Raw genomic sequence first — 26,802 nt, 5'->3', positions numbered from 1 at the left:
GGTAATAGAGAAAACATACTCCTAACTTACAATCCGTGGACGCTCGAGCTTCTCCATTCCATGCACTGCGATGGCAGCCCACTGCGGTACAAATCGGTCAATTCGCGCTACCAACACGGTCATGTCATCAACAATTTGTCCAGAATGCTGGCGAATGACTTTTTCTAACAGTAAATCAGCGACCTCCTGTGGATCATTTGTCTCCAGTTCGCTGATGATTCGCTTCATCCACGCTTGCCTGTTCTCAATATGGCGAGGCGCCTCATAGATGCCATCGGACATCATGACGAGCAAATCACCTGGCTTGAGCATACGAGATACGACATCCACCTCGATTTCTTCCAAAATCCCCACTGGCAGATTGTTCGCGGTGATCGTGATGACATCTTTATTTCTTTTGACAAAGCTCGGGGTAGAGCCGATTTTTACAAAACGGGTATGAGCCGTTTGCAAATCGATCAGAGCCAAGTCCACCGTCGCGAACATTTCCTCCTTGGAGCGCAGGGCGAGCACGGAATTAACGGTTTTGATCGAAATTTTTTCGTCCATACCAGATCGCAGAAGCTGCTGGAGCATATCGAGGGCGGATTGACTCTCTATGGATGCCCGCTCGCCATTTCCCATTCCATCGCTGATCGCCAGCGCCATTTTTCCATTACCCAAATCCATCGTGCGGAAGCTGTCACCGGATAATAGCTTGCCGTCTTTGGCCGCACCTGCGACCCCGATATCGATCTCATACGTTTTGGCGGAAGCAAGGCACATCGTGCATGAACCGTCTTTTTGCGCTTCACAATGCCGCTCGCGAACCACAATGTTTTCCCCCAAAATCTCCGTGAGCATGGGAGCCACGATCTTCGCGCATTCATCGCGGCCATAGCAAGTCGGCTGACTGATTTCGATATCGACCTTCCCTTCTTCCAAGCTGTGTATTTCTACGCGGCGTACCGACAGCCCCAAGCCCTCCAACGCTTGTGAGACCTGCTTTTCCTGAAAGCTCAGTTCCATTCCCTCCCGCTGTATTTCCCGGGCAAAATCACTCATGACTCGCGAGACTCCCGATAGCTGGTCAGCTACGAGCATCCGGCTTTCCTTTACCTGCTTTTTCAGTTGGTCAAACGACTGCTGTCGATCGTATTCCTGCTCCATTACAGTCATGACCTTTTCGGTTTTGACACACTTTCGCTCCCAATCACGCGGCGGTGTAACGCCAGCCAAGGTACCGTTCTCGTACACTTTTTCCATTAAAAAGCGCATTCCCTCATAGGTCGACTGCGTATCTTTTTCCCAGCATTGTTCTTTTTTCCAGCATTTCTGGCAGGTGAATTCAGATACCCGACTGAGGAAGGCATCGGCCTGTTCTTCTATTTCTTCAGGATCGGCAGTCTGGGCAAAGCTATGGGAGAGTTGCGTAAACAAATCGGAGAATTGCTGGATTTTGCCCGCTGTCACATCGCGGACTCTGCGCATGTATTCTTGATGGGACTGTAAATTCTCAGGAGTCCCGGGGATAAATCGGGCTACTTTTTTCCAAAGAGCAGCAGGAGTCAGAATGAAGAGCACAATAGCCAGAGAGGTTTCAATCAAGGAGTAGTAGAGTGTCTCTTCTGCTCCGCCGTAAATCGCAAGAATAGCCGTACCGATCAACAATCCTGCCGAAACGCCCACTTTGCCGCCTTCTTTTAGCAAGCCTGCCAGAAGACCGGAAAAAGCGAGCAAATTGATTTGTAAAAGAGCACTCACATTAGCCAAACTGAGGATGAGACCTGTGACCACACCAACAGCCGCACCGATCGTGCCACCACCGACAAATGCAAAGACGAGCAGCAAATAGCGTGTAAGTACATGCTCCATCGAAATGCCCTCGACCATCCAATCCACAGTACCCGTCATCAAGGAAGCCAGTAAAATGACTAACGAAACGATCTCTTCATTTTTGAGAGGCTCGTAAGGCTTCGCCAAATGAATGATCGATAAGGACTGGATGAAGATGAGCGTCAGTACAAAGCCAAGAATTGCTTCCACTGCTACCATCACAAGCTCGTAGGTCGTTACCTGATTGGTCAGAACCGCATACAACAGACGGCTGATGAAAATCGTCACGACGACCAGCAAAGGCGTCCGTGAAAAATCCTTCTTGCGCATTTTATTCATCAGTTTGCAGGCAAACAAGGCAAGTATCACACTCAAGGCGGTTTCCAGCCCAACAGGCACCGACTGGGTAAAAGCGCCGATAATAAGAGCCATCCCCGTGACAAGCAAACAATCTCGACGAATATAAAACATGACAATGAAATACGGTATAGCAAAGGGGGTTAGCTCCTCCACGATTAGAGCTCGTCCTAATAAGAAGCCCATGAGGATGGGGAGAACATTCCACTTCTCTATGAAATCTGCTACTTTTTCTCCCCACGTCTGGGCAGTGGTACCCATTCGATCGGACACTTGCCGCGTCCAAGCCTGTCCGGCTTGTGTTACGTTTTTGTTCGCAATCATTTCGCTCCACCCCGTTCTTGGTCAATGTGTTTCTCCATTATACGGAGGGGGCATTGTAAAATTTGTCAAAAATCCAATGAATATTCACAGAATCGTGCGACAAATTCAGTAACGCAAATGGACAAAAAAAACCGACGTTATGGCGGATAACGTCGGCTGACAGGTGATTCGCGCTTTGCGAAACGGGCTTAGGATACTTTATTCGTCAAGACTTCGAAATGACCTTCCTATTTTTACAGTCAAAGTGCGCTTTTCATAAAGAAAGAAAAGTCATAATTTTCCGAATCAAAAAGATCGACCGCGGCCCTTTTTCTCTACGCTTTTCTTCAAGGAGGACTGCCAGTCTTCACTTTCTTTCAAAAAGCGGTTCAGCTTTTCTTCAAAGCCTTCACGTCGCTCCCGCTGATAACGGGGTGGCCGTTCCTTTTCCATTGTTTTTTTGATAGAAAGACCAATTTTGCCCTCACGAAGACTGAGGACTTTTACTGTTACCGTGTCTCCCATTTTTAAAAATTGATGGATGTCCCGGACATAGACGTCAGCAATTTCACTAATATGGACCAGTCCGGTCACATCGCCTGGTAGCTGAACAAACGCTCCGAATTTGGTGATACCCGTGACTTTCCCTTCCAGTATGCTCCCGACCTCGATCTCCATGATGTGGAATGCCTCCCTCTCGTTGAAGATCAGCTGTATACTCAATCCGGAATGATATAGATGCTTTCGCCCTGCTTGGTAAACAAAATTCGCTTACGGACCAGCTCTGCCAAGTACTCCTGATCGTTTAACCGACTTGCTTCATAGGTCAGATCCTCTTGTTTTTGCTGCAAGACCGCTGATTCTTGCTTCAGGGCTTCCAGCTCTGTCTCCTTCTTGGACAACTCGCCACTTTGCAAAAACAAGGTATAGCTAGTCCAGACGAAAAAGCACAGGATCACAAAGAAAAAGAGACGCATTCTCCTTCTTTGCCCTTTTCGGTTAATGGAAGAGGTTCTTGCTTCCTTCATCAGTACGCCACCTCGAATCTACTCCCGCTTTCTCTTTGAGTGAAACCAATTCTTCCAATTGGTCCAAAATCCTGTTGTTTTTCCATACATTTTTTTCCCCAAATGTTGACCCCATCTGGCAAAAGGAGAGGTGACAAAACGCGTCACTTTCCACAAAAAGCCGAGAATCGCGAGCAACACGGAATACAAAAACGTCAGCACCATGATGATCACTCGGAAAAGAAAGAGCACAGGACGTACAAGCAGGATGTCTATAATTTTTACGACCGTACGGTAAAACCACTGACAGAATTTTATCACGCGGTGCAAGAAAAGGATATACTTCTTACTACCTATTAAGAAGTACAACCACGCGCCAAATAACATTCCAAAAAATATCGGAAACCGAATAATCCCGTCATTCACTTTCACCAAAATCAAGAAGACAGCGCCCATACTGCCCACCCAAAAAAGGATGTCAAAGAAAAAGACCAACCAGAGTGGCAGTCTGGCCTTGCCCTTAAATACATGATACGTATCGAATCCCATACCCATCAGTGCACCACACGTCGACATGGCCAATACCGTCTGTAACTGGATGGCGATGTTCACTTGAATAACTTGCCGAAGAATCCTCTCGACCGATCGCCGGCCTGCCCTTGCTCCAGATAGGCCATCTCGTGAACGAGCCCCTCGATCGCTACTTCTCCGGTTTCCAGACTCAAATTTTTCATATGCAGGTTTTGGCCTCGTATGGTTAAAAAGCCGCCGTCCGTCTCCAAGAGGAATTCTTCGCTGTCAAAGCTTTCGACGTTTTTTACTCCCGATATCGCTAAGCTGCGACGATTAATCATCACGACTTCATGACGTGGCCGTCTCGTGTGATCGTTCATGATTACTCCCTCCTCACGTACCCTTCTTGTACTATCGTATGGGGAGGGATGTCCTGTTAGAACAAAAGAAAACCCCGTATAAATACGGGGTTGCCAGACTGTCTTTACTTGTAAACGGTGTAGTTCCCGTTCACATAGATGATTTTGTAACCGGTACGCTCCGTGATGGTTTTAAGAGGCAGGGTAGGAACGTTGTTTTTCAACTGAACGGCTGCAGGCAGCGTTACATTTTTGCCATTGATGGTCGCTACGTTTGAACCGACCTTGAATTGCATGACCGTATTGCCGCTCACGACTTTGGCTGACGTTTTGGTGTAACTGACCGAAAACCCGAGGGCATCACGGAAAAACGTAGTTGGCATCAGCGTGTTGCCATTTACGGTATACGGTGCCACTGCAAGTTTAGTGGTTTTACCAGCCTTCGTAAACGAAGCGACGTTCTGCTTGAAGCTTACGCCATTCAGAGACACGATGGTCGCTGGACGAGAGAAGAGCAAGCCTCTCTCCTCGGAGTTGTATACGCCGATGCTGTACACACCTGGCGTAGCCGGATTCACAATGCCAGCTGTCTCGGCGATATTGACCTGAGCTGCTGTTCTTGCCGGAATATCCTGGGCAGGGATAATAATCAGATTTTGTCCGCGCACACCAACAAAGCTAGCAGCCACACCGTTCACCGTTACAGTGTTCGCTGGCAAGTAGGCTGGAACACGGAAGCCAACTGGAAGTACGACTTCAATGAAGCCCTGATTGCGCACAATCGGAGCACCCATGGCTTTGATACCGATGGAAATACCAGCAGGAGTAGAGGCAGTCGCTCTCGTCAGCCCAACCGTTGCCAATGTATTATCCACCGCGACTGGTGGAGTCACTCCAGAAACTTGAAATTCCTTCGACTTATACGTCTTGTTGTCGATTTTGGCCGTCACGGTATATGTTCCCGCTGTTTTCGGAGCGGTCAAATAGCCTTCGAAGGCAAACTTGATGCTCGCGCGATTTGTGCTATTGAATCCGTATGGCGTGCGGAAATAAATCTTATTTCCCAACACGCTTACATTCGTCACTTGAGAACCATTGACGGTGACGCTATTGCTGGTAAGAATCGGCGGAACAGTTACTCCACTTGGGAATTCAACTTCGATTTCTGCGTTCGATCCCAGCTTGGAGGAAAGATCCACTTCAAACGTATAGCTCGTGCGTGCTCCCGCTGAACTGTCCGACAAAGAAACGGTGAATGGCGTATTGCTTATGCCTGTAATCTCTACATCTTTTGACTTGTATTTCTTGCTGTCATATTCAATTTCATACGAATAATACTTGTCTGGTTTGGATGGGTTTACTATTCCCGCTGAAGAAGTAAATTCTAGTTTTATGTAGCTATCGCCATCTGCACCACTCGGAATTTCAATCCGAATGGAGTCGTCATCGAGATTGGAGACATGATCTGCTTTGTACCCGTTTACCTTCACCTCAGACTTGCTGATGCTCTTTGGCAGCATGTCCCTTGAAGGGAAATTGACGTAAATGTATTTCCCCTCTTTCAGCTTGCTTTTTGAGGAGAGATTAAATTTTCCGAGCGTTAAAGAGATTCCGTCCTCGGCATTTTTACTGCTCTGAGATGCCTCGAAGTCGCCCTTGCTGCTGCTACTGCTACTGCTCGAAGATTTGCCGATGCTGATTTTTTTACCCTTGTAGCTATTTTCCTCGCTCGTTTTTACTTCGATCTCATAGCTGCCCTTGTCTTCCGGGTTGGTGATGTTATCAATAGTCAATGTGAGAACAGTGCCTTTTCTGATCCTTTCATCGACTTCGATCTCAACTACATTTTTGCTGACGGATACACTGTCGATCGAGATCTCATCATCATCGTCATCTTCAAGCGTGATGTCTGATGTTCTCAGCTTTTTATCTACCGAATAATCTGAAGGGAATCTAACGTAGATACTATCCCCTGCTGTTAATTCCTTATTGATTTCAAACTCAATCGTATATTCTGTTTCCTCATCCACATCTGAATCGTCTGCAGAAACATCCTCAATAGAGAGAGCATAAGCCGCTTTTGGCTCGAGCATCAGTGGACTTGCCAACACCGTAGTGGCCAGAAGCACTGAGATCCCTTTGTTTACGCTTTTTTTCAACGGTAACGCCTCCTTCTCTACAATTCCTTACTATGATAGGAAATGTTCGGCAGGAAAGGGTTACAGACTGGTAACGAATGATATTTCCGTGTTGCACATGGGTTCCAAAGAAAGAACGGTTACTTCCTCACGCAAAAGAAGCTGCCCGATGACACAGGCAGCTTCTTTCTTCGGTGCTATCTACTGGTTCGAGAGGCTCTCCAGGATGGCATCGCCTTTCTCGCCAATTTTCACGATAGCGTATTTGGCATTCCGCTCCACTTCAAGTCCGGTTCCTTCCGGGACAAAATAGCTTTCTATGCCGTATTCCACTTGATTGATACCGATCGTGTTTCCATTAATCACTACATCTGATGGCTGTGGCTCATAGGTACGATTCCATTTACCATCGATCTCATAAAAGCCACTGTAGCTGTGCAAACCATCTGCTTGTTGGCGCAGTACAACCCGAATCTTATCCCCTGAGTCAACCTGTTCCTGATCCAGTGTAGATATGGCGTAGCCAAGTCTAACGTAATCACCTTGCAGCAACGAACGCGGATCGATGGGGACCAGCTCCAGTTTCACCGTCTTTCCGTTGGCCAGGATCGTCTCACTGCTCCATACTTGATAGCCAATCAAAACAAATTGCAGCAAAATGACAGGAAGCAACACAAGCGCTTTTCTCACAAAAAGGGAAGGCTCGCTTCTCGGCCACTCGATTTTCGACCTTCGATCCCACCACAGGGTAACGATGAAAAACACCAGGCTGAGCAAAAGCAAGCTCAGTGATTTGTGCAGCAGGCTCCATAGCATGTCGTAGTACTTCATGAGGAGAAAGGCAAACCAGAAACCGAGCACGATTCCGAATCTCACCTTATTTTGCTGATGCAATGTCCGGTACAACAAATACGTGCTGACTGCGAAATAAGCCAGATTCACTCCCACATTCACGAAGCCCGATTGAAACCCTTTCTCTGTCAGGATCAAAAACGAGAGTAAGGCATACACCAACGAGCTGTTTTGCAAAACGACTGGCAATTGCTTTACGTAATGCATCGCCAACTGCGTAGTAAATATGATCAAGAGCACATATTCAAAAGAAGGCAGGTACTCATCCAGCTTCGTAGCCAGGACGACTAAAAAGGTTAGCTGTGTCAAAAGCCGCGCCGGAATGGCTGAGACAGCTTTCCACACGAATAACAGTACCAACAGGAAAACGATCCAGTAAACTCCTTCTAAAAACAGAACAGAACCGACACCCAATATATACCCCATTGTGAGCAGCGTATATCGTACCGTTGCATTCATCCTGCTCATAAACACCACAGGGCCAATAAAGCCAATTAATGAAAGAAAAAACAGTAAATCAATAACCGTTTCTTCTTCTATGATAAGAAAAAGCAGACCTGCTATCGAAATGGCTCCAATAGATGCGGCGATAGTCGTGACGAGAACCGTGAATGCCTCTTGAAAAAACACCACCCATTTGCTTTTTTGATACGCAGATTCCTTGCGCAGCCAATTAATCCCTGCAACTGCCCCCCAAACAATGAGTGCGGTCAGCAGCAACATTAAAACAAAGAAGCCCTCTGAGAAATACTTCACCATGTAGGATATGAATTGAACGAGCACAAACAGCGAGAGCAGCGAGGCCGTCACAATCAGAAACCCGCGACTCGGCACCCATTTTAAAAACGTGACAAACAGGATTCCGCCCGTCAGGACATATAAAAGCTCTGGAAGCGGACCGTATACATCCGTGAAAGATGACCAGAAAAGACTGATGGAAAAGGTCAAAAAAGATAAGTAGTAGATCGGTTTAGAATGTAGTCTTCCTGTCGTGGTTAGCCAGAACAAAACCATATTTCCCAACGCAATCAACCAAAAAATCATGAACCACCACTCGTCTTCACGCGCTACACGAATGACGGATGGATGGAGAAAGAAGTAAATCGCCAAATGAGCGAGGACATAGCTGATGACATAGAATGGCTGATACCGCGTCAAAATCGCGAATAGCAAATTCGGAATAAGCCATACGACGAACAGCATATAGCTATCGGCATGTGAATTATATATTTGCCCCAACAAAGCCACACTGATGCCAAAGGCCAATCCTCCAGCCACCAGAAGCCAATTGCTCAAAAACGTATGTCGTTTGATGAAACGTAGTCCATAGGATAACAAATAAAAAAGAACGAGGATTGCTACGCTGACGCCAATCTTTTGCTCCCTGACCATGAGCGGCCAGTTCGAGGCAAAAAAGTACAGGATAGATGATAGCAGAAGCGAAATGGACAAAAAGTAGCCCGTTCGAACTCCGTTTTGTTGCATACAGCACACATCCCTTCGGAAATGCCTTCAGGTACTCTCATTATATCCTCTGATTGGAAAAAAAGCCTAAAAAAAGACTGCCATCCAGGCAGTCTCTTTTCGTGCGCACCTTACCCTTTGAGGTAGGCGTCTTCTTCTTTTTCATCACGCGGAACGGGAACTTCGCCAATGACGGTATACAGGGAAGCCGCTTCTTCCTTGCGCGGGTTTTCCTTGATGTCCTCTACTTTTACCGACACGATTTTTTGTCCGAAACGGATCGCCAGCTTGTCGCCGATTTTCACGTTACTGGATGCTTTTGCAGGGCGATCGTTGATTTCCACACGCTGTTTGTCGCACACTTCTTTTGCAAGCGTGCGTCGCTTGATCAGTCGAGACACTTTCAAATATTTATCAAGTCTCATGTTTGGCTTCCTCCCACCATTTGTCCATCTCTTGCAGGTCTGTCTGCTCGAAGGTACGACCCGCCTCTTGCAGCTTACCTTCAATATAGGAAAAGCGCTTCTTGAACTTGTTGTTGGTCAATGCGAGTGCTTCCTCCGGATCGAGCTTCAGGAAGCGCGCCAGATTGACGACCGCGAAAAGTAAATCACCCAACTCGCCTGCACGTTCTTCCTCTGATGCTTCTTGGAGCTCGCGGTACTCCTCTTCTACCTTTTTGTACACGTCTGCAATATCGTCCCAGTCAAAGCCGACTTGGGCTGCTTTTTTCTGTAGCTTATACGCATACATCAGGGCTGGCAAGTCACGCGGTATTCCCGCCAACTGCGATTGAACCGTTACATCGATGCCTTTTGCTGCTTTTTCCTGTGCTTTGATCTCCTGCCAATTCGCCAGCGCTTCCTCGGAATCATTCGCGCTCTTTTCCCCGAATACATGAGGGTGACGGCGAACCAGCTTTTCATTCAACGTCGCGACAACATCATCTACCGAAAAATATCCGTCTTCGGCTGCCATCTGCGAATGCAGCATGATTTGCATCAACAAATCACCCAGCTCCTCACACATCGCATCTGGATCATCGTCGTCGATCGTCTCCAAAACCTCGTACGTCTCTTCAATCAAGTTTTTGCGGATGCTTTGATGTGTCTGCTCGCGATCCCACGGGCATCCATCCGGACTGCGCAGGATCGCCACGATCTCCTTCAAGTAGGAGAATTGGCGGTACGATACCTTCTCGTCCTTCGTCGGTGGTACATACACCAGGGACAAATTCCCGAAATGATCGAGTCTGTCCAGTTCATACAGCGGCACTGTCTCAATGATTTCCTGCCCCGCTACCCCTACGGCAGTCGCTACCGTCACCTCGTAATCGTCCGGCAGCACTTCCATCAAGGTCAGCTTCACATCAGAGGCCACAAAAGCATCGTACACTTGCGCGATAATCGTATGCAAACCCGGAGATACTTGATGAGCAGCGAGCGCCGTCCCATCCAGCAAAGAGAATCCCTCGATCGGGTCAATATGTAGGCGGGCAAACAACGGATCGATAAAGCTCTGTCCACCGCCAATTTCGATTTCTACGCCACGGTTTGGCCCCTCAGCCAACAAGAGCTGCACAGTACGTTCCGCCACCAAAGGATGACCAGGCACAGCATAGACAAGACTGCCTGCTTCGTTTACCTGTGAAAAAAGCCGCTCCACAATATCGGCGTACACATCCGAAAACGTATCGTGCTGCTCATATACATCATCAAAGGACTCAATCGCGATGCCTTCTGCGATCAACTCGGCTACGACCGGATGCTCCTTCGTGCGCAAATAAAGCTGTTTGGCAGCTTTTAACGTACGATAGATGCCATAAGGGAGCTGGTCCAAATCTCCGGCACCAAGACCGACTACGGTAATGGTCTTATTCTTCATTTCCACTCGTCACGCCTCCTTTTCGTTCATTCTGGCTTTCTCCGCTGGGAGGAGCTTATATTTCGTTAACAGTGAAGCAATACGCTTTCCTTTTGGCAAAAATTGAATATCGTTTCTCGTGAGTCCACCTGTTTTCAAAAGCGCCAGCAAATAGACCAATGCCCCTGAACCAACAGCAATCAAACCTACCAGCGTATAGAACAAGCGATTTGAAAGTCCGGCACCGCCGAGCACAGTATTCGCGAGCCACTCTACAATCAGCACGACAATCGACATCACCACGACGGACACAAATGGCTTTTTCACCGTTTGACGGAATCCAATGTGTGCTCCCGTGTATTTGATTACCGCAAGAACGTTCAGTCCCATGGCGACCATATAAGCTAAAACAGTGGACACTGCTGCACCAGAGATTCCCCAGAACGGGACAAGCGCCAGATTGAGGATGAGCTTCACCAATACACCAATAAACAGGTTGCGGGCAGGTCGCATCACGCGTCCCAAGCCTTGCAAAATCCCCGCGCTGGCAATACTCACTGTGGCGAAAATAATTGTGAAGGACTGTACAGCGAGGGCCTCGGTACCGTTGCTGTCTCCGTAGAGCATGACGTTGATCGGCTCAGCCAACAGAGCCAGTCCAAAGGAAGCAGGCAATCCCAACAGGAAGGTCAGTCGAATGGCGACTTCGGAACGATGAGAGATCAATTGATGCTGACGCTGGGCAACAGCTTCACTGATCGCAGGCACTAATGCCAACGACAAGGACGTGGCGAAAAACGTACCAAACTGAATGAGTGGCTGACCACGGTCAAATGCACCCTTCAATAGCTTGGCCAAGTCCTCCGGGGTACCGCTCCATTGCAGCATATTGACGACGGTCATCGAGTCTACAAGCGGAACAAGCGGCAGAACCAGTGCGCCCATACAAATCGGAACGGCATAGGTCAAGAGATGACGTAATATTTGACGATTGGTCCATGATTGCGCTGCCGATTGCTGAACGTGACCGATGGACAACTGCCCCATCTTCTTGTCCGCTCTCCAATACCAAAGCAAGACGAGAATAGCAGCAATGGCACCTGGAAAAGCAGCAAAAACGGCACCTGTACCAGCCAGGTAAGGGTCCTGATATACGTTCATCGCCCAAAATGCAGCAACCAGAATGAAAATCACGCGAATGAACTGCTCAGCAACCTGAGAGACGCCAGTCGGCATCATATTTTGATGCCCTTGAAAATAGCCGCGCAAGATCGCAACCATCGGCACCAATGGCAGTGACCAAGCTACTGCTCGGAGCGGGGTAATCAAATGCTCATCACCCATCATACGGGCAATAACAGGTGCCCCACCATATAACAGTAAGAAGAAAAAGATCCCGAGAACGACCAGCGATATACTGGCTACTCGAAACGCCCTGCGCGCCCCGATCGCATCCCCGACAGCGACACGCTCTGAAACGATCTTGGAGATGGCAATGGGGAAACCCGCTGTCGCTAGAATCAACAACGCGGTGTACAGCGGGTATACTTGCATATATACGTACAAGCCGATATCTCCGGCAATGTTTTGGTATGGGATGCGGTATACAGCGCCTAAAAGCTTGGAGACAAGACCGGCAATTCCAAGTATCGCCGCGCCTTTCACAAATTGAACGGAAGCTTTTTCTTGAGCCATGTGCGTGAAATTTCTCCTCTCCAACCTAAAACTTCGTTCATTATACCACAAGGCCATAGGCACAAGAAAAACAGCCCCGGGGTACGAGGCTGTTTTTGCTGATCGATTCTACTGCTCCATCTGTTTTGCCAGGAAACCGGCCGCTGTTTCCGACATTTTGATCTCCAAATCACTCATCTTGGTTGACTCGTTTTTGTTGAGGAGGATCACAGACCCGATTGGATCGCCTCCTGCTACAATCGGTGCGACGACGAACGAGCCATATGTCTCGTTCATGTCACGACAAATTTCATAAGAGCCTGTGTTTTTCTCCAGTCGGGTCTTTCTTTCCTCCAAGCATTTCTCAACAATACTGCCAATTGGTTTCTCCAAGTATTCCTTTTTGGAGGCCCCCGCCACAGCAATGACACTATCCCTGTCTGAAATCAGTACCGTATGATTCATGCTTTCATACAAAGAGTCCGCGTACTCTTTTGCAAAATCACCCAATTCTCCAATCGGTGAATACTTTTTGAGAATGACTTCTCCGTCACGATCCACAAAAATCTCAAGCGGGTCGCCCTCACGAATGCGCAGTGTACGACGAATCTCCTTAGGAATCACGACCCGACCGAGGTCGTCAATTCGACGAACGATACCAGTTGCTTTCATGTCTTGTTGCCTCGCTTTCCCTGAGAAGTGGGTAGTGAATAAATGGTGGTAGGTTAGTTGTATTTTTTCCTCAAATTCTAATTTTAACTATGGGTGATGGTATCAATTTTTACCAGTTACTTTAATTACTCTCCCCCGGGTGGTAGCGAGTGATAATAGTATTTGCCCATGTTTGAAGAATATGCGAGAAAACGAAAAAACAGGGAAACGAATTCCCTGTTTTTCTTCGGACTTGTTATTTCTTCGCCGGAGCATCATTTTTGGACTGCGGGATGTTGAATTTCGTAATCAGCTTGTCCAGCTCGTTCTTGGCGAAAGCATCGTAGGCTTTCTCCAAAGAACTCGCGCGGAGCTGTTCTTTCATCTCATCAAAGGTCTTTTCTTTGCGATTCTCGACCTTAATAATATGGTAACCAAAATCAGTTTTTACTGGCGGGCCAACTTCACCGACTTTTTGCGTCAGGGATGCTTCTTTAAATTCTGGTACCCATTGCGTTACATCCGCATTTTCGTACAAGCCGCCAGACTGCTTGCTGCCTGGGTCATCTGTGAACTCTGTTGCCAGCTTCGCGAAGTCTTCACCCTTTTTCAGGCGCGCTACCAAGTCGTTGGAGATTTTCAACGCCTCTTCTGGTGTGCGCTTTTCGGTAGAGATCAGGATGTGGCGAACAGAAGCAACCGTACGGGAAGCTTTGTCCATTTGGTCATAGGTTTGCTTCAGCGTAGCATCGTCGATATTCTTTTTCATCACATTGATGGACTGGTTGATCAGATCCATCTGATTGACGATCATGTCCTTCGTTACGCCTTGGCCTTCCATGAGCTTGTTGAACTGAGCTTCATCCTTGCCCAAAAAGCCCATGTACTGCGTTTTGATTTTCTCGAAGGTTTTCTCAGCGAGTTCTTTGGACTCTTTTTTCATAGCATCGTCAGAACGGCCAGCCAAAACCTTGGTAGCTGTATACTCACGCGAATAAGCTTTCAGTGTGTTGCTATCAGCCATTTCAATCATGGTACCTTGTTGTGGGTTCATGAAGTTAATAACACGCAGGAACTCTTCGAACTCTTTTCCTGTTACAGTTCCCCCCTGATACTCTACAATGACAGCTTTCTGGTCGGCTGTGTAAGGCAGAGTGAGTTTAGGGAATTGTACCAAAGGATCATTAGCAGCTTGATTGCTGCCATCTGTCTGATTCGCTGGAGTTTTTGAGTCTTGTTTCGCTTCTTCTGCTTTTCCCCCGCAACCAGTCATGAGTGCCACGACCAGAACAGCCGAAGATAGAATCGCTACAGAACGTTTCATAAATAAGGTTCTCCCTTCCCGGGCAAGCCCATTTTGTCAGTTAAGACACAGGGCTCTCCGTACCGGTGTCTCTTCGCACCTGGTGAAATTGACGCAGCAGCTTTTCAACCAACTGCACGCCCTCATCTTCTTTTAACCCCTTTACTTTAACAGCAATCGTGATCTGTTGTCCACCCGACAGCCCAACCCTCTTGCTCCAGTTACTGGTAAGCGCAAACAGAGCTCCACCATCGATGTTGTTGTTCTGACTAGGGTGCAGGAACAATTTAATCTCGTCTGGATTCTTTTGACTAATTTCGGTGATGTGGTGCTTCAGGGCATACACACGCAAACGGGAAATGGTCAACAGATTATCAACCGGCTTCGGAACTGGTCCAAAACGGTCTAGCAGCTCCTCCGCCAAATCGTCGACATCTTCCAAGGTAGACACCGCGACAAACTTTTTGTACATCTCGATTTTTTGTCGGCTGTCCGTAATGTACATCGACGGAATATAAGCATCCAGTTGCAGATTGATCTCCACAGGTGTGACAATTTCTTGTTTGACTTCGCCCTTCAGCTCATCAATGGCCTCTTTCAGCATCTGGCTGTACAAGTCGAATCCGACCGTATTAATAAAACCATGCTGCTCGGCCCCCAGCAAATTACCCGCTCCACGAATGGACAAGTCTCGCATCGCGATCTTGAAACCAGAGCCGAGCTCGGTAAATTCCTTGATGGCTTGCAGACGTTTTTCCGCTACCTCTGTTAGCACCTTGTCCCGTTGATACGTAAAGTAAGCGTACGCAATTCGATTAGAACGACCTACACGTCCACGCAACTGATACAACTGGGACAAGCCCATTTTATCTGCATTGTAAATAATCAGCGTATTGACGTTCGGGATGTCCACCCCGGTCTCAATAATCGTCGTGCTGACCAATACGTCAAAATTCCCTTCCAAAAAGTCGAGAATGACGCCTTCCAGCTCACTTTCGTTCATTTGTCCATGGGCTACAGCGATGCGTGCGTCAGGAACGAGCATAGATATCTGCTCCGCCATCTGTTCGATTCCTTGTACTTGGTTGTAGAGGAAGAACACTTGCCCATCACGAGCCATCTCACGCTCAATCGCTTCGCGAACGAGAGCAGGGCTGTAATCCATCACATACGTCTGCACCGGAAAACGATTTTCTGGCGGGGTTTCGATGACAGACAAATCACGCACACCAAGCATCGACATGTGCAAGGTACGTGGAATCGGTGTAGCTGTCAGAGTCATGACATCCACATTCGTTTTGATCTGCTTCAGCTTTTCCTTGTGGCTCACACCGAAGCGCTGTTCCTCGTCTACGATTAACAGACCCAGCTCGCGGAATGTCAGGTCTTTGGAAAGCAGACGGTGCGTACCGATGACGACATCGACTGTGCCTTCCTTCAGTCCTTTTAGTGTGGCATTCTGCTCTTTGCGCGAACGGAATCGACTCAATACCTCCACGCGGATCGGATATTCCGCAAAACGCTCACGGAACGTCTCGTAATGCTGCTGAGCCAGAATCGTAGTAGGAACCAAAACGGCTACCTGTTTTCCGTCCATGACAGCCTTGAAGGCAGCACGAATCGCAACCTCTGTCTTCCCATAACCCACGTCCCCACAAACGAGGCGATCCATCGGACGTTTACGCTCCATGTCCGCTTTCACTTCCGAAATCGCGCGGAGCTGGTCTTGTGTTTCCTGATACGGGAACATCGCCTCAAATTCACGCTGCTCCGTCGTGTCTGGAGAGAATGTATGACCGACAGCCGATTCGCGGGCTGCGTACAGTTTGATCAAATCTTCGGCGATATCCTTTACAGATGATTGGACTTTGTTTTTGACGCGTTTCCACTCGCTGCCACCCAAGCTGTATATCTTCGGCTGTGCCTCTTCGCTCGCCACATACTTCTGCACATGGTCGATTTGATCAATCGGAACAAACAGACTGTCTCCTGCGGCGTATTGAATATGAAGGTAATCTTTATGAATTCCGAGAATTTCCTTGGTTTCAATTCCGAGGTATTTTCCAATCCCGTGATTGACGTGGACGACGAAATCACCAGGCTTGAGTTCGAGGTAGTTTTTGATACGCTCCGCGTTGTTCATCGTCTGCTGAACTTTGCGTGCCTTGCGCTGTTTCGCAGTAAATACTTCACCTTCCGTAATAACAACCAGCTTATTTAGCGGCAGCTCAAAGCCTGTCTGGAGGTTTCCTAAAATGATCGTAGGACGCCCCGGAGGCACCGTTTCCACTGCTTCTGTTAAAACATCCGCTTCCATTTCGTAGTCATGCAGGACTCGCTCCAGTCGCTTCGCACGCTCCAAATCAGCTGCGACAAAGACAATCTGATCCTGGGACTTCTTCCAACGAGCCAGTTCTGTTTTCAGTACATTCATCTGTCCGTGGAAGTTTTGCATAGTACGACATGTCAGATTTACGATGTTTTGCGGCTGGGTCTTCGGTGATTGTCTCAAAAATAGGGAGAGGTATACGATCTGGCGCTTTTTCGTCGACACGATCTCGTCGTACGTGCGCGACAGGCTGAGATTGGACATATATTCGCCCTGGATGATGCGTCCTGTCAGCCATTCCCCTTCTTCTTTTTGCAATTGTGCTGCCGTATCCAACACACGGGAAGGCTCATCAACGATCAGCAAGGTATCGGAAGGCATATAGGACAATAATGTATCACCGGTCGGGTAAATGACAGAGATGTATGAATAAAGCTGTGCAAAACGCTGTCCCTGCTTCATTCTCTCCGCATCAGAGCCGATTCGCTCCATGACTTTTTCCTTGGCAGCCCCATCCTTCAAATTGGCGATGGTTTCCCCCAGCTTTTGTTCTAAGCGAACAGCCGATTCCTGCAATAACGGCGTAGAGGCGATCATTTCTTTTGCCGGACCGAGAATATACGTCTGAACGGATTCCAATGATCGTTGGGAGAGCATGTCAAACGTACGGATCGAGTCGATCTCCACATCGAAAAGCTCAATCCGAACTGGCCACTCCGAATCGATCGGATACAGATCGATAATTCCACCGCGAATACTCATTTCTCCCTTGCGCTCAACCATGTCCACTCGCTCATAGCCAAGCTCAATACATCGGAGTAAAAAGGATTCGATATCGAGCTCATCACCGACGGACAACTGAATTTGCGCTTCCTTCCATACCTGCGGGGGAACGACCAAGCGACGCAAGCCAGCAAATGGTGCAACCAAAAAACCCGTAAAGCCTTGGGCCAGACGGTTGAATACATGGATTCGCTGCGCCAACATTTCCGGGCTAGCAATGGCAAGCTCAGAGCCAATCAGCTCATTACCGGGATAAAGCAACACCTGATCAGAGGGAACCAACTCGATCAAATCTTCGTATACTTTTTGTGCTTGGTACATGTTATGCGTCACTACGCAGACCGGACGATCTGCCATTTGTTGCAATGACGCCATCAATACTTGCCGGGCGGAACCAGCTAAGCCAGAGACAAGCTGCTCATGTAGCCCCTTCTCCAAACCAGCCACGATTGTCCCGACGTTCGTGTCCTGTTTCATCGGGTTAATGATGACTTGCATTCACTAATCCCCTCTCTAATTCTTCTGTCAACTAAAATCAGAGCCTCGCTTACGTTCACAACAACCGTAGGTCAGCCATGCGAAAAGAAGCCTTAGCTCCCCAAGCTAAGGCCTTGTCAGTGCAAGCCTTCCTAATGCGTATCCACTTATTGAAGTGGGTTTCCGACTAGTGAAAGCTCTGGATGCTGAATCAGCGCTTCACGGCAATAGTCACACGTGATGCTGACGACCGTATCTCCACTTTGTTCTCTCGATATTATAAGAGCACGTTCCTCCGGGGTCAAGGAATCAAACCCGAGCTGCGCTTCTGTTACTTGCGATTCGTCAAATTCTGCAATCTTCATGCCGCAGCAACGACATGTATAGCGTATGCTCATGCACATACCACCCCCATACTGTTCCTATCGGTTAGTATGGACGATTGGGTGGGAAATCATACTACTTCTTCAAGCTGTTGTAATGGTTCATGACCTTTAAAAACGACTCTCTTGTCCACATGGCGCATGCATCAGCAGCCAAGCTCACTGCTTCTTGAATGTCGGATCTTTCCGCCACTGGAAACGTATTCAAAACATAGTCGCTGACGCTACGCCCTGGTTCAGGACGACTGATTCCGACCTTGATTCGTTTAAACTCCTGTGTGCCCAAATGCTGAATCATCGACTTGATGCCGTTGTGCCCACCAGCGCTGCCTTTTTCTCGCAGACGAAGATGTCCAGTCGGCAAATCAAGATCGTCGTAGATGACGACGAGATCGTCCGGAATCAGCTTGTAAAACTTGAGGACTTCCGCTACGGATTCACCGGAGAGATTCATGTACGTCTGCGGCTTCACCAGCAGTACCTTCTCGCCTTCGATTCGGCCTTCGCCCACGAGTGCACGAAATTTGTTTTGCGTAACAGGAATTCCCCATTTGTCGCTAATCTTATCTATGGCCATAAAGCCAGCATTATGTCTGGTGTCTTCATATTTTTTGCCTGGATTACCCAATCCAATTATGACTTTCACGCTTATTCCCTCCTACTCTCTTCCCATTGTACTCGAATGGTCACGTGAACAAAAGGAAAAGGGCAGAGATGAAATCACCTCGCCCTTTCTTTTTCATGCCGTGATTTTATTCGTTAGCGGTTCCTGCTTTTTCGGCCACTGCTTCTGCTTCTTGCTCCGCATCAATCGATTCTTCGGACTTGGCCTTAACCGGCAAGACACTGATCAGCACTTCCGTGGAATCAAGCCCCAGCTCCACTCCTGGTGGGACCGTCAGATCCGCCACCAAAACGACATCGCCGATATTGAACCCGTCGACATCTACCAGGAACGATTCTGGTATATTACCTGGCAAGCACGTCACTTCCACACTGTGGCGGATAAGGGTAGCCACACCCAGCTCTGGATCTCCTGTCATGAGGACAGGAACGGACGTGTGTATTTTTTCATTCATATTGATCTTCTTAAAATCTGCATGCAAAATGTTCCCCTGCAAAGGATGCCGTTGCAGCTCATAAACCATGACATCGTGCGTGTCCCCGTCTACATTCAACCGGAATGGCTTGTTCGTCGTCTGGTGACGCAGGGCAGCATCCAGCTCTCTTCCTTTGAGCTGAATCGGCTGATTGCCCACTTCGCTGCCGTACATAATACCAGGAATCCAACCTTCCTTGCGCAGTACCTTTACAGCATTACCTGTCTTTTTTTCACGAGACTGTGCCTGTAATTGTTCCACAAAAAAACCTCCTTCGGACAGCTAGTAAAAGTTTCCTCTCTAGCTTGTCCATCGGAGGTTTAGTTCAATCCCCGAATAGGGGGATTGGTATTTTAATCGAACAATTTGCTTACGGAAAGCTCTTCGTGAACACGAATGATTGCTTCACCAATGATTGGCGCTACAGAAAGAACGGTAATCTTATCGATAATTTGTTCTTCGGTCAGCGGGATCGAGTTGGTCACAATCAGTTCCTTGATCTTCGAGTTAGCAATACGCTCGATAGCAGGCCCGGACAGAACCGGGTGCGTGCAGCATGCATATACTTCACGCGCGCCTGCTTCTACCAGTGCACTTGCAGCCAGTGTGATCGTTCCAGCGGTATCGATAATATCGTCGATGATGATCGCTGTTTTGCCTTCGATGTTACCTACAATGTTCATTACCTCGGCTACGTTTGGTTCTGGGCGACGTTTGTCAATAATGGCAATAGGCGCTTCCAGACGTTCTGCCAATTTACGAGCACGGGTTACTCCACCGTGGTCTGGGGATACGACAACGATATCTTTCAGACCTTTTTCAGAGAAGTGTTTACCCAAGATAGGCACACCCAACAGATGATCCACTGGAATATCGAAGAAGCCTTGGATTTGTGTTGCGTGCAGATCCATCGTAATCACACGTTGTGCACCTGCAGTCTCGATCAGGTTTGCAACCAGCTTGGCCGTGATTGGATCACGTGCACGTGCTTTACGATCTTGACGAGCGTAACCGTAGTAAGGAATGACTACGTTAATACTCTTAGCCGAAGCGCGTTTCAATGCATCGACCATGACCAAAAGCTCCATCAGATGCTCATTAACGGGAGCAGATGTTGGCTGAATGACAAATACGTCACAACCGCGAACGCTTTCATTGAGTTTGAGTTGGCATTCGCCATCACTAAAGCGCACTACTTGTGCGTTTCCGAGTGGTACACCGATGTGTTCGGCGATTTCTTTTGCCAGTTCCGGGTTTGCGTTGCACGTAAATACCTTCAGTTTTGGGTCGCGGTAGTTAGCCATGATCTTCTCAAGAACCTCCCGTTATGATTGCTTTTTGCCCTTGCGAGGCATTTTGTTCGCGTAATCGATTTTATTTACTTGACGCTCACGTGCGATCGCAAGCGCATTATCTGGCACATCTTGATTAATGGTCGATCCTGCAGCTACATAAGCATTTTGTCCAACTGTAACAGGCGCAACCAGATTGCTGTTGCATCCGATGAATGCTCCATCTTTTACTGTTGTTTTATGCTTCACTGCGCCATCGTAGTTGACGGTAATCGTTCCACAGCCAATGTTGACTCCGTCTCCGATCTCCGCATCTCCTACATAGCTGAGATGAGGAACCTTCGTACCGTCACCAATTTTCGCATTTTTCAATTCCACGAAATCACCGATTTTGGCATTGCTTCCAATCTGTGATCCTGGTCGAACATAAGCAAATGGCCCTACAGATGAGTCGCTTTCCACACTCGAATCAACCATCACTGAGTAAGAAATGGTCACGCCACTCGCTACTTCCACATTCGTCAGGTCCGCTTGGGGGCCGATTACACAATCAGCTCCAACGGTTGTTTGTCCACGCAGGAAAGAGCCTGGGTGGATCACGGTATCTGCCTCAATCTTCACATCAGTTTCGATGTACGTAGAAGCTGGATCAATGATTGTCACACCATTTCGCATGTGACCAGTCATAATACGTTTTTTCATGTAGGCTTCTGCTTCCGATAGCTGTACACGATCGTTCACACCCATTGTTTCCTCTGGATCAATCGCTTCGTATGCAACTACCTTTTCACCTGCATCACGCAAAATACCGACAACGTCTGTTACATAGTATTCGCCTTGTGCGTTGTCATTTTTCACTTCCGCCAAGGCTTTCCATAATTTTCGGTTGTCATAGCAGTATATGCCCGTATTAATTTCTCTGATCGCCCGTTCCGCTTCCGTAGCGTCCTTATGTTCCACGATTCGCAATACTTCGCCCGCCTCATTGCGCACGATACGCCCATAACCTGTTGCATCAGGTAATACGGCGGTTAATACAGTTGCAGCCGCTTGCTGCTCCTCGTGATAGGTCAGCAAGGCCGACAACGTAGTCGCTGACAAGAGGGGAACGTCTCCATATAAAAGAAACGTAGTTCCTTCTTTATCCTGTAAAAACGGCGCTGCCTGCGAAACGGCATGTGCCGTTCCCAACTGTTCTTCTTGCAGTGCATAAGTGACGTCCTCGCCTAGCTTGGCACGGACAGCGTCAGCACCATGACCTACGACGACAACGATATCCTGAACCTGCATGGACGCCATCGTATCGACTACATGCTGAACCATAGGCTTTCCGCACACAGGGTGCAGGACTTTATACAGCTTCGATTTCATCCGCGTACCCTGACCAGCAGCCAGAACCACGGCATGGATCTTAGACATGTCAACCCTCCATCGTAGAAGTTCCACAATGACTATATCCTAATTCATATGTGAATTTCAAGACAATCGATACAGGATTATCCCTGATTCCTTGCATTGCCAGTAGTTAGACACATGGCAGACAACATTTAATTTTCTGATAAAAATGTGATATATTGTTGGGCGAAAGGGGTTATTTGAAGGAGGTAGGATAAGATGAGCGCAGAGGTATACTTGCTGACTGGGTATTTAGGAAGCGGAAAAACCACCCTTTTACAAAAATGGCTGACTCATTTGCGCATCACAGACCAGAAAGTAGTCGTCTTGATGAATGAAATGGGGGAGGAGGATATTGACGGGGAACAATTGCAAGGCTTCGGCTTTCCTGTCAAAAAAATGCTCGATGGCTGCATATGCTGCTCGATCAAGGGCGAGCTGACGGAGGGCTTGAAAGATATTATGAACGCCATTGCGCCAGATCGAATCCTCATCGAGACTACTGGCGTAGCCGATCCACTTGATGTCATCGATACGATTACCCATCCAGAGCTGTATGATCGACTGGAGTTAAAAGGGACCATTAGTGTTGTCGACGCCTCTCGTTTTCTGGACCTCAACTCACGATTTTCCTCGACTTCCACTCTGGTCAAAACGATTCGAAACCAAGTGCGTTACGCAGACCTGCTTCTGTTGAACAAAACCGATTTGACCAGTCCTGATGTCATAGAGCGGGTTCGTCAAAAGCTCAGTGAAATCAATCCAACTGCATCCATACACGCTACTGTTCAGGCTGAAATAGAAGTCTCCCGGCTTTTGTCTGTCAAACGCACCGTTCATGAGCGGTCGCCAGACAACGAGACAAACCGCCCCATTGCCGTACAGAAGAGCATCGGCCGAATGTCCACGATGGACAGGCTCAAGCAATCCCTTGGCCTAAAAACAAGCCAACCCTCTCTCTACAATAGTATCGAAACGTTTTCCTATGTATTCACCGGACCCGTAGACGCGAAAAAATTCGAGGACTTTCTATACGATCTCCCCAAAAACGTCTATCGAGCAAAAGGCTACGTCCAGTTCCACGGAAAGCCCGAGCTGATCTCGTTTCAGCATACCGATAATCAGGTGCTATTGTTCCCTTTTGAAAATTTCGGACCGAAAATGGTAGCTGTCTTCATCGGGGAAGGAATGGACCGAGAAATTATTTTAAACGATCTAAAAAAATGTTATGGTTAACGGACGCCGAAGCACCCTGCCGCAAGTGACAGGGTGCTTTGTGTGTTTTTAAGCACCAGCTTCGATAGTGCTTTCTTCCTCTTGACCTACGCGGTCGTATTCTGTGAGTACTGCTGCCTGAATTTTTTCACGGGTAGTTGAAGAAATCGGATGTGCAATATCACGGAATTCCCCATCTGGTGTACGCTTGCTCGGCATAGCTACAAACATACCATTGTTTCCGTCAATGACACGGATATCATGAACCACAAATTCATGGTCGATTGTAATGGATGCAATCGCTTTCATCCTACCATCCGTATTCACTCGGCGAAGTCTTACGTCTGTTACTTCCATCTAGTTCACTCCCTTTATCTATGTAACGCGTTTAGGATTATTTCCACCCGCTGGGTAAATATTCCTGCTTATCATTATGCAATTTTTGAAAAAATATATAAATATGTTTATATGTCATTTTTTGGAAACATTTTCCGCAAGTACAAAAACAGCCCAATGCGCGTGGCATCAGGCTGTTTTCCATTTTTTTCTATTCGATATAAGCTACGATTTCGATTTCGACTTTTACATCACGCGGCAGACGTGCCACTTCTACAGTGGAACGAGCTGGCTTGTGATCGCCAAAATATTGGCCGTACACTTCGTTCAGTTGACCAAAATCATTCATATCCTTGATGAATACAGTCGCCTTCACTACGTTCGTCAGGTTGCCACCGGCTTCTGCCAGTACCGCTTGAATGTTGGAAAAAACCTGATGGGTTTGCTCCACGACGTCACCTTCTACCAAAGTGCCGTCTGCACGCAGCGGAATTTGACCCGATGCAAAAAGAAATGGACCTACCTTCGCAGCTTGGCTGTAAGGACCAATAGCGGCAGGAGCCTTGTCAGTTGAAACAAAAGAGATTGCCATACTTATCTACTCCCCTCTATTTTCAAAAAAACTGCCCAGCTCTATTTCGATTTGCTTGCCCTTGAAGTCTACATCCTGAAGTTTTGCAAGCGATACATACTCATCTACCAAACGCTCAGAAACATCCGCCGTCGTTTCTACCAGTACGCCGCATCCTACTACGGTTGCACGGAATTCCTGCAACAGATCAATCATGCCCCGCAATGTCCCGCCAGCTTTCATAAAGTCGTCCACAATGAGGACACGAGACTGCTCGGCCAAACCGCGGCGAGCGAGTGACATGGTTTGAATTCGTTTACTGGAACCCGATACATAGTTAATGCTCACTACTGAACCTTCCGTCACCTTGTTGTCACGGCGCACAATCACAACAGGCACATTCAAAAACATAGCCGTCGCATACGCAAGTGGAATCCCCTTTGTTTCCACCGTCATGACGACATCCACATTTTTATCCGCATAAGCGGTTGCAAAGAGCTTTCCGATCTTCGCCATCGTTTGTGGATTTCCGAGAATGTCGGACATGTACAAGTATCCACCTGGCAAAAGTCTCTCTGGATTAGCGAGTTGACCGATCAGTTCGCGCATGAAGTGAAGGGCCTCTTCCGTTTTGACCTGTGGAATATACTTCACTCCGCCTGCCGCTCCCGCCACCGTTTTCAACAAGCCTACCCCTTGGACTTCAAAAGCCTCTTTGATGATAGACAAGTCTTCACTGATGGATGATTTCGCTGCGCCGTATTGTTCCGCGAACAGAGTGAGAGGAGTCAGCGTATGGGGATGGGCGAGCAAGTGCTGCGTCATGTCAACCAGACGTGCACTTCTGCGCAATTTCTTCATGGCTCTTCCTCCAAAACCGAATATTATGCTGTTAATGTATCATTTCCATACGGGTTTATGCAAGTATTTCCCCATCTTGAGCGCCTAACATTCGGACAACAAACACATCTTTGACAAAACCTCGCAACGCGTTGTAAATCCGATGTACCTTCGCTTCCTTTTGCACAAGAGCAAACACAGTAGGGCCGCTGCCAGACATTAGGACACCATCTGCCCCCGAAGCGATCATGAGATCCTTGATCTGTTTTACTTGTGGATGGAGCGAGAGCGTGACGTTCTCCAGCACATTCCCAAGAGATTGGCACATGAGTGAAAAGTCTTGGGTAGCGATGGCTTGCAGCATTTGTTTGGTATCGGGATGATTATCGATCTGAGCCACACGCAGGTTTCCGTATACATCCGGGGTAGATACTCCGATAGGCGGCTTGGCTAAAATGACCCAGCACGATGCAGGAGCTCCCAGATGCGCAATCTGTTCGCCACGCCCCGTCGCCAGTGCTGTTCCTCCATAAACGCAAAATGGCACATCAGAGCCAATCTCCGCGCCGATTTTAGCCAGCTCATCTCTGGTCAACCCGAGATTCCACAATTGGTTCAAGCCGCGCAGTGTTGCCGCTGCATCACTGCTGCCACCTGCCAATCCAGCCGCAACCGGAATTTGCTTGTCGATATACAAGTGTACGCCCTGGCGTACTTGAAATTTTTCTTTCATGAGCGTTGCCGCTTTATATGCGTGGTTACGGATATCATCTGGTACGAAGCTGGCAGAACAGTCCAGCGTAATCTCACCATCTTCGCGTAGAGTCATGTCCACACGATCTGCCAAGTCTACGGTTGTCATCACCATTTCTACTTCGTGATAACCGTCCGGCCGTTTGGCAAGCACGTCGAGAGTCAAATTAATTTTGGCCGGAGCTTTGACCGAGATACGCACGTAGTTCACCTCTGCCTACTTTCTAAATTTCCTAGTCTCTTATTGTAGCATAGGCAAACTCACCCATGCCACTTGATCAATTAAAAAGAATAGGATCGAGATCATTATGGGTATTTCGAAAATTCAGCTCTCTTTATAGAAAAAAGCCGGGGATGCCCCGGCCTTGTCAACGAGTGTTTATATGGTGAGAAACGTCCGTACGATCAAACCAAACGCTACAATCGCTTAGCGGCTAATGCTTCCTCAGCAAGCTGAACAGCGCGCTTGACCATGTTACCCGCGTCCCGTGTCGTGATGCCTCCCCAACCCTCGGCTTTTACCGTATCGTAAAACCCAAGCTCTTTGGCCAGTTCCATCTTAAACTGCTCTGACATCAGTCCTCGTTTGCGACCCATAGCACCCTCCTTCTCGTTGACAGGCTTAGTGTGCTCCATACCGTTCTTTTTATTGCCTCAACCAAATGTTCAGAGCTTTTCGATATAAAAAACAAAACAGTAGAACCCAAAAGGGCTCTACTGTTGTACAAATGTGATGCGGATGTGCTCGTTTTCGCGGCACACCGTCAATTCTACTGTTTCCGTCAAGATGTCAGCATAGCTGTAAGATACCCTCTCAAAGAGTTGGTCGTCATCCAGCTTTACCACAAACACAGATGGGTAAGTTTCTTCGAGGATGCCACTACGTTCAACGGTTTTGCGGCGACCGCCATTAGCCTTCAGCAGGATGCGCTCACCAATGTGTCCGTCTAAACTGCGTTTAATGTCAAGTAACGCGTTTCTTGCCATTGTTCCATCCACCTCGCTTACATCTATTATAACAGCTCACTT

The 26,802-nt window shown here is 47.9% G+C and carries 25 protein-coding genes; 1 reads left to right on the top strand and 24 read right to left on the bottom strand.

The features are described from left to right. Positions 1-21: 21 nt before the first annotated feature. The 18 genes from spoIIE to glmU form a co-directional block, all read right to left on the bottom strand. The gene (gene spoIIE / locus ASG16_RS01495; protein ID WP_056495915.1) at positions 22-2,496 is read right to left on the bottom strand and encodes a stage II sporulation protein E; all 2,475 of its coding nucleotides are present in this window, start codon (positions 2,494-2,496) and stop codon (positions 22-24) included. 285 nt (positions 2,497-2,781) lie between these two features. Beyond that, the gene (locus tag ASG16_RS01490; RefSeq protein ID WP_056495918.1) at positions 2,782-3,153 is read right to left on the bottom strand and encodes a S1 RNA-binding domain-containing protein; all 372 of its coding nucleotides are present in this window, start codon (positions 3,151-3,153) and stop codon (positions 2,782-2,784) included. A 41-nt stretch (positions 3,154-3,194) separates the two neighbouring features. Beyond that, on the bottom strand, positions 3,195-3,503 hold the full coding sequence (locus tag ASG16_RS01485; protein WP_007726411.1) for an FtsB family cell division protein: 309 nt from the start codon (positions 3,501-3,503) through the stop codon (positions 3,195-3,197). Positions 3,504-3,521: 18 nt separating this feature from the next. Further along, entirely contained in the window at positions 3,522-4,094 is a 573-nt protein-coding gene (yabQ, locus tag ASG16_RS01480; RefSeq protein WP_048035576.1) for a spore cortex biosynthesis protein YabQ, read from the bottom strand. Next, complete coding sequence (gene yabP, locus ASG16_RS01475) at positions 4,091-4,375, bottom strand: sporulation protein YabP (RefSeq protein ID WP_007726414.1); 285 nt, start codon at positions 4,373-4,375, stop codon at positions 4,091-4,093. Before yabP ends, yabQ begins: the two co-directional genes overlap by 4 nt. Positions 4,376-4,479: 104 nt before the next feature. Further along, the gene (locus ASG16_RS01470) at positions 4,480-6,513 is read right to left on the bottom strand and encodes a copper amine oxidase N-terminal domain-containing protein (protein WP_056495921.1); all 2,034 of its coding nucleotides are present in this window, start codon (positions 6,511-6,513) and stop codon (positions 4,480-4,482) included. A gap of 180 nt (positions 6,514-6,693) precedes the next feature. After that, positions 6,694-8,829, bottom strand: coding sequence for a GDYXXLXY domain-containing protein (locus ASG16_RS01465; protein ID WP_056495924.1), 2,136 nt, complete (start codon positions 8,827-8,829; stop codon positions 6,694-6,696). A 110-nt stretch (positions 8,830-8,939) separates the two neighbouring features. Continuing rightward, positions 8,940-9,233, bottom strand: coding sequence for an RNA-binding S4 domain-containing protein (locus tag ASG16_RS01460; RefSeq protein WP_012683879.1), 294 nt, complete (start codon positions 9,231-9,233; stop codon positions 8,940-8,942). Beyond that, a complete protein-coding gene (yabN, locus tag ASG16_RS01455; protein WP_056496130.1) occupies positions 9,223-10,692 on the bottom strand; it encodes a bifunctional methyltransferase/pyrophosphohydrolase YabN in 1,470 nt (489 codons plus the stop codon). The genes ASG16_RS01460 and yabN overlap by 11 nt, the downstream gene beginning before the upstream one ends. A 9-nt stretch (positions 10,693-10,701) precedes the next feature. After that, positions 10,702-12,366, bottom strand: coding sequence for a putative polysaccharide biosynthesis protein (locus tag ASG16_RS01450; RefSeq protein ID WP_056495927.1), 1,665 nt, complete (start codon positions 12,364-12,366; stop codon positions 10,702-10,704). 108 nt (positions 12,367-12,474) lie between these two features. Then, positions 12,475-13,017, bottom strand: coding sequence for a stage V sporulation protein T (gene spoVT, locus ASG16_RS01445; protein WP_048035572.1), 543 nt, complete (start codon positions 13,015-13,017; stop codon positions 12,475-12,477). Positions 13,018-13,252: 235 nt separating this feature from the next. Beyond that, positions 13,253-14,320: a peptidylprolyl isomerase gene (locus ASG16_RS01440; protein ID WP_048035571.1), complete on the bottom strand. Its 1,068-nt coding sequence runs from the start codon at positions 14,318-14,320 to the stop codon at positions 13,253-13,255. A 40-nt stretch (positions 14,321-14,360) separates the two neighbouring features. Further along, positions 14,361-17,909 (bottom strand): transcription-repair coupling factor, encoded by a 3,549-nt coding sequence (gene mfd, locus ASG16_RS01435; protein ID WP_056495930.1) that lies wholly within the window; start codon positions 17,907-17,909, stop codon positions 14,361-14,363. A gap of 146 nt (positions 17,910-18,055) precedes the next feature. After that, positions 18,056-18,286 (bottom strand): anti-sigma-F factor Fin, encoded by a 231-nt coding sequence (locus tag ASG16_RS01430; RefSeq protein WP_007726431.1) that lies wholly within the window; start codon positions 18,284-18,286, stop codon positions 18,056-18,058. A gap of 61 nt (positions 18,287-18,347) precedes the next feature. After that, entirely contained in the window at positions 18,348-18,917 is a 570-nt protein-coding gene (gene pth / locus ASG16_RS01425; RefSeq protein WP_056495933.1) for an aminoacyl-tRNA hydrolase, read from the bottom strand. Positions 18,918-19,023: 106 nt separating this feature from the next. Beyond that, positions 19,024-19,632 (bottom strand): 50S ribosomal protein L25, encoded by a 609-nt coding sequence (locus ASG16_RS01420; protein ID WP_056495936.1) that lies wholly within the window; start codon positions 19,630-19,632, stop codon positions 19,024-19,026. Between the two features lie 92 nt (positions 19,633-19,724). After that, the gene (locus tag ASG16_RS01415) at positions 19,725-20,675 is read right to left on the bottom strand and encodes a ribose-phosphate diphosphokinase (RefSeq protein WP_007726399.1); all 951 of its coding nucleotides are present in this window, start codon (positions 20,673-20,675) and stop codon (positions 19,725-19,727) included. 21 nt (positions 20,676-20,696) lie between these two features. Then, a complete protein-coding gene (glmU, locus tag ASG16_RS01410) occupies positions 20,697-22,082 on the bottom strand; it encodes a bifunctional UDP-N-acetylglucosamine diphosphorylase/glucosamine-1-phosphate N-acetyltransferase GlmU (protein WP_056495939.1) in 1,386 nt (461 codons plus the stop codon). A 195-nt stretch (positions 22,083-22,277) separates the two neighbouring features. On the opposite strand from glmU, the gene ASG16_RS01405 reads away from it, so the two are divergent. Next, positions 22,278-23,294, top strand: coding sequence for a CobW family GTP-binding protein (locus ASG16_RS01405; protein WP_056495942.1), 1,017 nt, complete (start codon positions 22,278-22,280; stop codon positions 23,292-23,294). A gap of 48 nt (positions 23,295-23,342) precedes the next feature. Here the strand turns inward: ASG16_RS01405 and spoVG are convergent, their stop codons facing one another. The 6 genes from spoVG to veg form a co-directional block, all read right to left on the bottom strand. Beyond that, positions 23,343-23,630: a septation regulator SpoVG gene (gene spoVG / locus ASG16_RS01400; RefSeq protein ID WP_007719936.1), complete on the bottom strand. Its 288-nt coding sequence runs from the start codon at positions 23,628-23,630 to the stop codon at positions 23,343-23,345. A 190-nt stretch (positions 23,631-23,820) separates the two neighbouring features. After that, positions 23,821-24,201, bottom strand: coding sequence for a RidA family protein (locus ASG16_RS01395; RefSeq protein WP_007719935.1), 381 nt, complete (start codon positions 24,199-24,201; stop codon positions 23,821-23,823). A 6-nt stretch (positions 24,202-24,207) separates the two neighbouring features. Next, positions 24,208-25,041 (bottom strand): pur operon repressor, encoded by an 834-nt coding sequence (gene purR / locus ASG16_RS01390; protein ID WP_007719934.1) that lies wholly within the window; start codon positions 25,039-25,041, stop codon positions 24,208-24,210. Positions 25,042-25,096: 55 nt separating this feature from the next. After that, complete coding sequence (gene ispE, locus ASG16_RS01385) at positions 25,097-25,975, bottom strand: 4-(cytidine 5'-diphospho)-2-C-methyl-D-erythritol kinase (RefSeq protein WP_056495946.1); 879 nt, start codon at positions 25,973-25,975, stop codon at positions 25,097-25,099. 215 nt (positions 25,976-26,190) lie between these two features. Then, the gene (locus ASG16_RS01380; protein ID WP_048035564.1) at positions 26,191-26,370 is read right to left on the bottom strand and encodes a small, acid-soluble spore protein, alpha/beta type; all 180 of its coding nucleotides are present in this window, start codon (positions 26,368-26,370) and stop codon (positions 26,191-26,193) included. A gap of 117 nt (positions 26,371-26,487) precedes the next feature. Then, positions 26,488-26,760 (bottom strand): biofilm formation stimulator Veg, encoded by a 273-nt coding sequence (veg, locus tag ASG16_RS01375; protein WP_005830485.1) that lies wholly within the window; start codon positions 26,758-26,760, stop codon positions 26,488-26,490. Positions 26,761-26,802 lie beyond the last annotated feature (42 nt).

This window comes from Brevibacillus sp. Leaf182 (assembly GCF_001423865.2).
GTDB classification, from domain to species: Bacteria; Bacillota; Bacilli; order Brevibacillales; family Brevibacillaceae; genus Brevibacillus; species Brevibacillus brevis_C.
The sequence above is the reverse complement of the archived record's forward strand: the minus strand, read 5'-3'. Positions and strand labels throughout refer to the sequence as shown.